Origin of the sequence: Curtobacterium sp. B18 (assembly GCF_000333375.1) — a bacterium.
GTDB lineage: Bacteria > Actinomycetota > Actinomycetes > Actinomycetales > Microbacteriaceae > Curtobacterium.
This window is the reverse complement of the sequence record NZ_BACZ01000579.1, coordinates 1-1,711: the sequence shown is the minus strand read 5'-3', so window position 1 is coordinate 1,711 and position 1,711 is coordinate 1. Positions and strand designations below refer to the sequence as shown.

The 1,711-nt window shown below is 75.0% G+C and carries 3 protein-coding genes; 1 reads left to right on the top strand and 2 read right to left on the bottom strand.

What is annotated here, in order from left to right:
• The first annotated feature begins 5 nt into the window (after positions 1 to 5).
• Positions 6 to 143, top strand: coding sequence for a DUF4383 domain-containing protein (locus I5E_RS24715; protein WP_307159576.1), 138 nt, complete (start codon positions 6 to 8; stop codon positions 141 to 143).
• A gap of 110 nt (positions 144 to 253) precedes the next feature.
• On the opposite strand, the gene I5E_RS15555 is transcribed toward I5E_RS24715, so the two are convergent.
• Both I5E_RS15555 and I5E_RS22885 read right to left on the bottom strand, forming a co-directional pair.
• Complete coding sequence (locus I5E_RS15555; protein WP_031262931.1) at positions 254 to 1,180, bottom strand: ROK family protein; 927 nt, start codon at positions 1,178 to 1,180, stop codon at positions 254 to 256.
• Positions 1,177 to 1,711 (bottom strand): ATP-binding cassette domain-containing protein (locus I5E_RS22885; protein ID WP_261974970.1); only part of this gene is annotated, 535 nt, incomplete at its 5' end. The genes I5E_RS22885 and I5E_RS15555, both read right to left, overlap by 4 nt.

Genomic DNA, 1,711 nt, shown 5'->3' with positions numbered 1-1,711 from the left:
ACGGTCTGTTCACCGCCGGCATGGCCGACCCGGCGAACTTCGTGCCGCTGACAAGCGCCGACAACGTGCTGCACCTGATCCTCGCCGTCGCGATGATCGTCCTCGGGCTGCTGCTCCCGCGCGTCGGGACCCGTCGGGTCTGACCCGTCCGTCGGCGGTCCAGCCGCCGACAGCACCCACGACCGGAGCCGGTCTGGGCCACGCGATCAGGTGGTCCAGGCCGGCTCCTCGTCGTGCGGGGGCAGCCCCAGCCTCAGCGCGCGGGCGCGGTCCCGAGCACCAGGTCCCGCACCTGTGCGGCGGCGCCGAGCGCCACCGCGTCGGACCCGAGCGACGACAGTGCCAGCCGGATCGGCGCACCGCTGACCGGGGGTTCCAGCGCGATGGCTCGGCTGATGGCCGGCTCGAGCAGGTCCCAGGAGCGGGCGATCCCGCCGCCGATGACGATGGTCGTGACGTCGAGGATCCCCGCCGTGAGCAGCGCGGCGCGCGCGAGTCCCCACCCGGCGGTCTCGAACACCGCGGCGGCGTCCGGGTCCCCGGTGCGAGCGGTGTCGGCGACCTCGCGCACGGTCACGCGTCGCCCGGTCCGTTCGGCGTAGCGGTCGGCGATCCCGCGGGCACCGGCGATCGTCTCGAGGTGGCCGACCTGTCCGCACGTGCACACCGCGTCGCCGAAGCCGGGGACGTGGCCGATCTCCCCCGCTGCACCGCGGGGTCCGGCGAACAGGGAGCCGCCGAGCACGAGGGCGCCGCCGACACCGGTGCCGAGCGTCATGCCGAGGACGTCCGGCTCCCCGGCCACGGCTCCGGCGGCGACCTCGCCGAGGAGGAACGCGTTCACGTCGTTGTCGAGCGTCGCGGGGACACCGAGGGCCGTGGTCACCGCGTCGGTCACGCCGTACCCGGCCCAGCCGGTGAACGAGTTGCCGGTCACGAGCACGGTGCCGGTGGTCGCGTCGACCACGCCGGCAGCGCCCACCCCGACCCCCGTCACGGAGGCGCGGTGCCGGTCGAGCAGGTCCGTCACGGCACCGAGGGCGGCCGTCACGATCGCCGCGCCGCCGGCGTGTGCCGGTGTCGGCAGGTCGACGCGGTCGATGACCTCGAGCGCCGGGGTCGCGAGGACGACCTTGGTGTTCGTCCCGCCGACGTCGACGCCGGCGACGACCTCGTTCACGCGGTCACCGCCCCGAGGGTCGCGAGCCGTTCGGCCCGCCGTTGCCGCTGCACCACCGGATCGGGGACGGGCACCGCCGCGAGCAGTCGCCGCGTGTAGTCGGTGGTCGGGTGCACGAGCGTGGCGCCGGTCGGGCCCTGCTCCTCGACGATCCCCTGGCGCATCACGACGACCCGCTCGGCGAACTGCTGCACGACGGCGAGGTCGTGCGAGACGAACAGGCACGCGAAGCCGAGGTCGGCCTGCAGCTCGCGCAGCACCTCGAGCACCGTCTCCTGCACGCTCACGTCGAGGGCGCTGGTCGGTTCGTCGGCGACGAGCAGCCGCGGCGAGAGCACGAGCGCCCGGGCGAGCGACACGCGCTGCCGCTGGCCGCCGGAGAGTTCTCGGGGTGCCCGCGACGCCAGGGTGCGGGGCAGCCGGACGGCGTCGAGTACCTCGTCGATGCGCTTCCGCCGGTCGGCCCGGACATGCCTCGCCGGTGCACCGCGAGCGGCTCGGCGATGCACTCCGCGACGGACATCCGCGCGT